The sequence below is a fragment of the Mesorhizobium sp. Cs1321R2N1 genome, from assembly GCF_037179725.1.
Lineage (GTDB): Bacteria > Pseudomonadota > Alphaproteobacteria > Rhizobiales > Rhizobiaceae > Mesorhizobium > Mesorhizobium salmacidum.
In genome coordinates, this window is record NZ_JAPYKP010000226.1 from 1 (window position 1) to 5,820 (window position 5,820).

General features: G+C 62.0%; 9 protein-coding genes and 1 tRNA gene. 9 read left to right on the forward strand and 1 reads right to left on the reverse strand.

All coding sequences use genetic code 11. The features are described from left to right. Positions 1 to 123 (forward strand): DUF982 domain-containing protein (locus O7A61_RS30590; protein ID WP_337132935.1); only part of this gene is annotated, 123 nt, incomplete at its 5' end. 12 nt (positions 124 to 135) lie between these two features. Beyond that, a complete protein-coding gene (locus O7A61_RS30595) occupies positions 136 to 381 on the forward strand; it encodes a DUF982 domain-containing protein (RefSeq protein ID WP_337132928.1) in 246 nt (81 codons plus the stop codon). Between the two features lie 216 nt (positions 382 to 597). On the opposite strand, the gene O7A61_RS30600 is transcribed toward O7A61_RS30595, so the two are convergent. Further along, positions 598 to 894 (reverse strand): hypothetical protein, encoded by a 297-nt coding sequence (locus O7A61_RS30600; protein ID WP_337132929.1) that lies wholly within the window; start codon positions 892 to 894, stop codon positions 598 to 600. A 329-nt stretch (positions 895 to 1,223) separates the two neighbouring features. On the opposite strand from O7A61_RS30600, the gene O7A61_RS30605 reads away from it, so the two are divergent. The 7 genes from O7A61_RS30605 (at position 1,224) to O7A61_RS30635 (ending at position 5,698) form a co-directional block, all read left to right on the forward strand. Beyond that, entirely contained in the window at positions 1,224 to 2,126 is a 903-nt protein-coding gene (locus tag O7A61_RS30605; RefSeq protein WP_337132930.1) for an alpha/beta fold hydrolase, read from the forward strand. A gap of 384 nt (positions 2,127 to 2,510) precedes the next feature. Continuing rightward, positions 2,511 to 2,807 (forward strand): hypothetical protein, encoded by a 297-nt coding sequence (locus O7A61_RS30610; protein ID WP_337132931.1) that lies wholly within the window; start codon positions 2,511 to 2,513, stop codon positions 2,805 to 2,807. A 34-nt stretch (positions 2,808 to 2,841) separates the two neighbouring features. Continuing rightward, positions 2,842 to 2,915, forward strand: a tRNA-Gln gene (locus O7A61_RS30615). 72 nt (positions 2,916 to 2,987) lie between these two features. Next, positions 2,988 to 3,419, forward strand: coding sequence for a GNAT family N-acetyltransferase (locus tag O7A61_RS30620; RefSeq protein ID WP_442921133.1), 432 nt, complete (start codon positions 2,988 to 2,990; stop codon positions 3,417 to 3,419). A gap of 1,087 nt (positions 3,420 to 4,506) precedes the next feature. After that, positions 4,507 to 4,752: a hypothetical protein gene (locus O7A61_RS30625; RefSeq protein ID WP_337132933.1), complete on the forward strand. Its 246-nt coding sequence runs from the start codon at positions 4,507 to 4,509 to the stop codon at positions 4,750 to 4,752. Positions 4,753 to 4,923: 171 nt separating this feature from the next. Beyond that, positions 4,924 to 5,214 (forward strand): hypothetical protein, encoded by a 291-nt coding sequence (locus O7A61_RS30630; protein WP_337132934.1) that lies wholly within the window; start codon positions 4,924 to 4,926, stop codon positions 5,212 to 5,214. A gap of 277 nt (positions 5,215 to 5,491) precedes the next feature. After that, entirely contained in the window at positions 5,492 to 5,698 is a 207-nt protein-coding gene (locus tag O7A61_RS30635; RefSeq protein ID WP_027141476.1) for a hypothetical protein, read from the forward strand. Positions 5,699 to 5,820: the final 122 nt, after the last annotated feature.

Sequence of the window (5,820 nt, forward strand, 5' to 3'; positions counted from 1 at the left end):
CAAGGCCGGCGCTACCGGGCGGCACTGCGCAGCTGCCGCGATGCCCTGGATGGCTGGGCACCGCCGGAAAAGGCGATGCGGGCGATGATCGACGCCGCGCGCGAAGCGCGCATCCTCCAATAGCGGGAAATAAAAATGGCGGATTTGATGCTGTCGACACCGCTGCGGGTCAAGCCGCATGGGTCGGACACGATCCGTGAGGTGGCCACGCTGCAGGACGCCAGTGAAATCCTGATCGACTGGCCACAAGCCAAGCGCGGCCCTTTCTATCAAGCCGCGCGCGAAAAGATCGAGTCGGCGCTGCAAAACAACGAAGGCGTGGGACAGGCGCAGGAGGCCTTCACCGCGCTGTGCGATCACGCCGGCCTTCTGGTCAGGTAAGTCAAGCAAATCCAAGAAGCAGGCGAACTCGCCTGCTTCTTGTGGAACCAGGTTCGATCATTGTTCCTGATCCGCGAGGTTCCGCTGCCTCGCTGACGATGTCGTCTGACCAGAGCGGTTCACCGTTTCACGGAGACGGCGAACCGCTCTATCTCTTTGTTTTGACGCAATTCCGGACGGAAAACCGCTCACACTTTTCCTGGAATTGCTCTAGCTCTATTGCTTCGGTGGCTGGGGCGGCACTTCGCCCGGCTTGATTATCGGGGTATTGCCTTCGTCGGGCGCCGGCGCGGCCATGCCCTGGTCGCCGGTGGGCGGCGGCTTCAACACGCCGCCGCAATCGTTGAGCTTTTCGCTGAGGTCGCCGCCGCCGGGCTGCTGCTTGCCGCCCTGATCCGTTTGTGCCCGGCATTTGTCGGCCTGCTGGTTCGGTATCTGTTGAGCCGCCTGTGCCGCTGCCGGCACCGCCAGGGCCAGCATCGCGGCGCACGATGCAATGGCGAGAGGTTTCATCTCGGCCTCCTTCGTTGAATGGCCGCCCGCGGCGGCCTTCCCTTGGAGACAACGCCCGTCGGCCCAAAAGGTTGGCCCCCAGGGTTGGCCCAAGGGTTGGAAAAGAGGCTTATTCGCGGAACCGGCCCGTTGGAGCCGGAGCGGCTTTCTTGTCGCCCTCTTGCGCAAGGCCGGCCTTGCGTTCGGCCCGATGCGGAAGCACCACCATGATCAGCGTGGCGCCCGGCTTTGTCCGGGACCACTTGTCGCGACGCAAAGAACCGGCGCTTGCGCGAAAGGCGCTGCAACCAACCCCGTTCTCCAGTCGTTGCCTGTGCCGGAGGCCAGCTATGTTCGAGCATTTCGAAGCCATGAACGTCGACATCGGGGACGCCGGCATTTTCGTGCGCCGCGCCGGCGCCGGACCGGCGGTGCTTTTGCTGCACGGCTTTCCGCAAACCCATCTGATGTGGCGCGATATTGCGCCGGTGCTTGCCGAGCGTTTCACCGTCATATGCGCCGACCTGCGCGGCTATGGCCGCAGCGCCTGCCCGGCCTCGAGCGCCGATCATGCGCCCTATGCCAAGCGGGCCATGGCATCGGACATGGTGGCGATGATGAGCAAACTCGGCTTTACCTCCTTCATGGTCGCGGGCCATGACCGCGGCGGGCGTGTCGCCTACCGCCTGGCGCTCGACCATCCCGACAGCATCGAAAAACTCGCGGTGCTCGACATCGTGCCCACGGCCGACGCCTGGGACAGGGCCGATGCCCGGCTGGCCCTCGGCTACTGGCCGTGGTCCTTGCTGGCGCAGCCCGAACCCTTGCCGGAAAAGATCCTGGCGGGCGCCGCCGACGCCATCGTCGACAATGCGCTGGGCGGCTGGGGTTCGCCGCCCGATGTCTTTCCCGCCGGCATCCGCCAGGCCTATGTCGATGCCTTGCGCGACCCCGCCCACATCCACGCGATCTGCGAGGAATACCGGGCGGCGGCAACACTCGACCGCGACCATGACCGGGCGGACAACGCCGCCGGCCGGCGCATCGCCTGCCCGTTGCTGGCATTGTGGAGCGGGCAAGGCGCGCTCGCCGAATGGTATGCCGGCGAAGGCGGACCGCTGGCGCTATGGCGGAACTGGGCCGATGACGTGCGGGGCCGCGCGATGTCAGGCGGACATTTCTTCCCCGAGGAAGCGCCCGGGCAAACGGCTGGCGCGCTGATCGATTTCTTCGGCGCGGCTGGCGCCGGTTAGCCACCCGCCAAGGGCGCCTCGGATCGGCCGGCTGATTCCTCCGACGTATCGTCGTCTTCGGGTCCACCGGGCCGGAAAGGATCGGGCATGCGCGGACACGCCTCGAAACCATGGTCGCGGCCGCCGCAGAAGGAACAGCACATCGCCGGACGACCCTCGTTTCCGGGCCGCCATTGCGGTGTTTCGTAGGGCTTCCTGCCGTCCATGCCCAGCAATGCGCAACGCCCGATTTGGTTGCGCACCCGCCGGCGCCTCACCCGAACGCGCGCGCCGCACGGCCTGTCGCGGAACCAACGGACACGAAAGGGGTTGTGTGCGACAATGCAAGACCGTTCCAGTGCGAATCCGGACCGGCAATTTTGTTTCAAACCAAAGAGAACCGTCATGTCCGCCCGCATTCTGACCCTGTTGACGGCCATCGGCGCCGTGCTCGCGACGACCTGTCTGGCCGATGCCCGCCCCGACAGTCGCTCCATGGGCTGCGGCGAGATCCGGGCCATGATCCAGAGCCATCGCGCCGTGGTGCTGACCACCGGCCGCAACACTTATGACCGCTATGTCAGGCAGTTCGGCAATGAGTGCGACTGGCCTGAAGTGCCGATGCCGGCCTATGTCCCGTCCCGCGATGGCGACTGCCCGGTCTATCGCTGCGAAGAGCCGGTCAACAATTTCCCGAATTGACCGCAAGCTGCCTGGGCGCCATAAGGTCCAGCTTTCCCGCTTCGTCTAATGGTAGGACAGCGCCCTTTGAAGGCGTGAATCGTGGTTCGAGCCCATGAGCGGGAACCAACAATTTCAAGAGCTTAGGCGCTACAAAGCCGATCTCGTCGAATATTCATCAAATAAACGTCTGCGAACGTTATGGCCAATCTAACAATTCTACCCGTTTCCATTGCCTCTGACCTGGGAGCCCTCGCCCTGGAAGTCCGGCGCAAAGTGTTCATTGTCGAGCAGAACGTGCCGGAGACGGTGGAACGGGACGCCTATGACGCGGGGGCCACTCACGTCGTCGCCATCGACGAAGGCGATGTCGTCGGCACGCTGCGGATTGTCTTTCTGACCGAACATGCCAAGTTCGGCCGCGTCGCTGTGCTACGCCATGCAAGGGGCAATGGCATCGCCATGCGGATGATGCAGGCGGGAATGCAGATAGCGCGGTCACGTGGCGAGAACCGCTTCTACCTCACGTCCCAGGCCGACAAGACCGCGCTTTACGAAAAGCTGGGCTTCGTCGCATGTAGCGACGAGTTCGAGGAAGCCGGCATCCCGCACCGAGCAATGAAGAACTATTAACAGGGGCTGGCAAACCCCGCCGGAGAGCGGTTACCGCCGCCCGGCGGTCCTACGCCTTGCGAAGCGCAAGGATGTCATTCGGATGCTTCGCATCTATTACAGGAAGCACCCTCTAAGGAACCAGCAGCACCAGAACAGCGGTCGGTGATGCACCACCGATCGGCTGACCCCTTAGTTCGTTCGGATGCTTTGTGCGAGTTGCCTTAAAGAGCGCATAAACTCTTAGCCGGCGAGACGACGCGGCCCCCCGCTAATCCCGTCGGTTAGGCTCGGCGTCCTCCAGGCAACTCTCCTTCTTGGATGCCGAGCCGGCATGCGCTTTGCCACGCCGGCGTGCGAGCATTCAAGAGTGAGGTCGAGGGCTAAAGCTTCTGCAAGCTACGCACAGCTCGCCGGACACCGTACGCAACAATGTTCCACACGGCTCCCGAGTTTAGCACGCTGTGTTCAAGCTCTACCGGGGCCCGCCCGAGCTATCCACGTGGGCCGATCCAACAGAGCCGAGGCCATCATCACCATGGTGGGAAAGCCGACAAGTGGCGGCTGACGCCCGATTAACGGATCGTTGACCGCGCTGTCCTATTCTGAGACAGCGCGGTCAGATCCCACCGGACTGCGTAGGCGGCTTCGGCAACTAGCCCCGCCCGCTTTTGTCGGAGCCGCCACCACACTCTGGAATAAATACCAGTAATGGTTGAATCAACCGTTACTGAAGTTGTTAAAAAGCTCATGGCCAAATCATAATTCAGCCGAGGCACGTCTTCCAATCGCTCTTTAGCACTTACTAATGATTGTCTGGACTCTCTCCCGCAACGGAAACGTTCTCTGCTTCGGGGAGTGAAGGGCTCGGGAAAAACCCATCGTTATAGAGGTGCTGATCACCGCGTGCCGGAGTGTGGCGCCGAAGGTCATGCCGCTCCCGATCCTCTCCCATCAATTCGGACACAATCCGGGACAGGGAAAGAACCGGCCGTGATCCTTCCGGGCAGGAGGAAGGTGGCTTCCGCCCCAGGACCTCGCTCGCGATTGACGGCCAGTTAACGTTACGTTAACGTTAAATTAGCCAACACTAAAATAGGAGATCCTCATGAAGATCGCCTTCGTTTGCCTGGCGCTTGTCCTCGCCGGGTCGAGTGTCGCCGCGGCGCATGGGAAAAAGGCGACAGTCACTGCTGCCAAGACATGTGCTTGTCTGTCGATCAAGGCGGCAGTGGCGGCAAAATTGGACTGCACTGCAACGGGAACCGCCACAGCAACCCAGACTGACGCAACGAATGCCAAGCCGCACCTTGGGTACGAAAACGCTTGGACGATACCCTCGTTCGGCCTTTAACGTTCCCAGCATTTCCTCTACCCGAAGGCCCGAAGACCGAGGCGCTGGGCCTTTGTAAAACGTGAGTGCGCTATCAGACCTCGTGCTTGACTCTAGTCATCGCGGCGCGCTGAGCCCGCATGAAACCTCGCGGTCTGTTACGCGTTCATTGTCGGCCAACAGGAGAATTCCATGGATCCGGGAACCGTGGCGGTGATGGTGATGCTTTCATGCAGCGCATCGCTCTGTCGGCCCACGGAGTCGAGCCCGGTCGTCTATTCATCGATGGAGGAGTGCGAAGCGGCACTTGAAGCCAGACTGGCACCGTGGCCGAACGGCGAAATGGTCGGCCGATGCAAGCAGGTCGACCAGACGGCGACTGGCTCGATTCCTCCGGAAGGCTATGCCGCGGTTCAAGTCACGCGGGGAACCGGCAGCGATGCGGTCACCACCAACTATTTCGTTCCGAGAGCCAGCAACTAATGCATGTCGCCCAAAAGTGACCTCGGTTTTGGGGGAACGACATGCATCAAAATAAGGACCTAAAGCGCGTCGCATCAATCCGTTTCGACGCGACGCGCTTTAGAAGCCCGCCAGCAACGACAAGTCCGGATGCCGAAGCCGCCGGGCCGCGACCAACGTCGCCAGTTGGCGAACGGGGTAGACATCGGCGGGCTCTCGGGTTTGATCCGGCCCTCCTGAAACCATTTGAGGGACCCGGCGTTAACGACCGGCATGGCCAGACACAGGAGACATTCCCATGACCGTCAACTGCCGCATATCCATCGACAACCGGCCTGACGCCACCAACGTCACTTTCCAGGCCGTGCCGCGGATTGGCGAGAGCGTTTCCCTGTCGGTCGACGGAAGCCCACAGGACCTCAGGGTCTCGCGCGTCGTGCATGTTCCCAACGGCGGACTGGAAGGGGCCGCGATTGTCGTCGAGGTGACGACCAACATCCTCTAGGGCGTAGTGACGATTTAACGGGTTGGGATTCCCAAGGAAGGGCAAATCAGATTCAACGCTGATTTTTGGAGGTCAGCGATGGACTGCGATGCGCTTCGAGAGGATCAGTGGGAACGGATCAA

Excerpts from the sequence above, each read along its gene's own strand:
- O7A61_RS30630 (WP_337132934.1), top strand. The coding sequence starts at position 4,924 with ATGGATCCGGGAACCGTGGCGGTGATGGTGATGCTTTCATGCAGCGCA.
- O7A61_RS30605 (WP_337132930.1), top strand. The coding sequence starts at position 1,224 with ATGTTCGAGCATTTCGAAGCCATGAACGTCGACATCGGGGACGCCGGC.
- O7A61_RS30595 (WP_337132928.1), top strand. The coding sequence starts at position 136 with ATGGCGGATTTGATGCTGTCGACACCGCTGCGGGTCAAGCCGCATGGG.
- O7A61_RS30620 (WP_442921133.1), top strand. The coding sequence starts at position 2,988 with ATGGCCAATCTAACAATTCTACCCGTTTCCATTGCCTCTGACCTGGGA.
- O7A61_RS30610 (WP_337132931.1), top strand. The coding sequence starts at position 2,511 with ATGTCCGCCCGCATTCTGACCCTGTTGACGGCCATCGGCGCCGTGCTC.
- O7A61_RS30625 (WP_337132933.1), top strand. The coding sequence starts at position 4,507 with ATGAAGATCGCCTTCGTTTGCCTGGCGCTTGTCCTCGCCGGGTCGAGT.
- O7A61_RS30600 (WP_337132929.1), bottom strand. The coding sequence starts at position 894 with ATGAAACCTCTCGCCATTGCATCGTGCGCCGCGATGCTGGCCCTGGCG.
- O7A61_RS30635 (WP_027141476.1), top strand. The coding sequence starts at position 5,492 with ATGACCGTCAACTGCCGCATATCCATCGACAACCGGCCTGACGCCACC.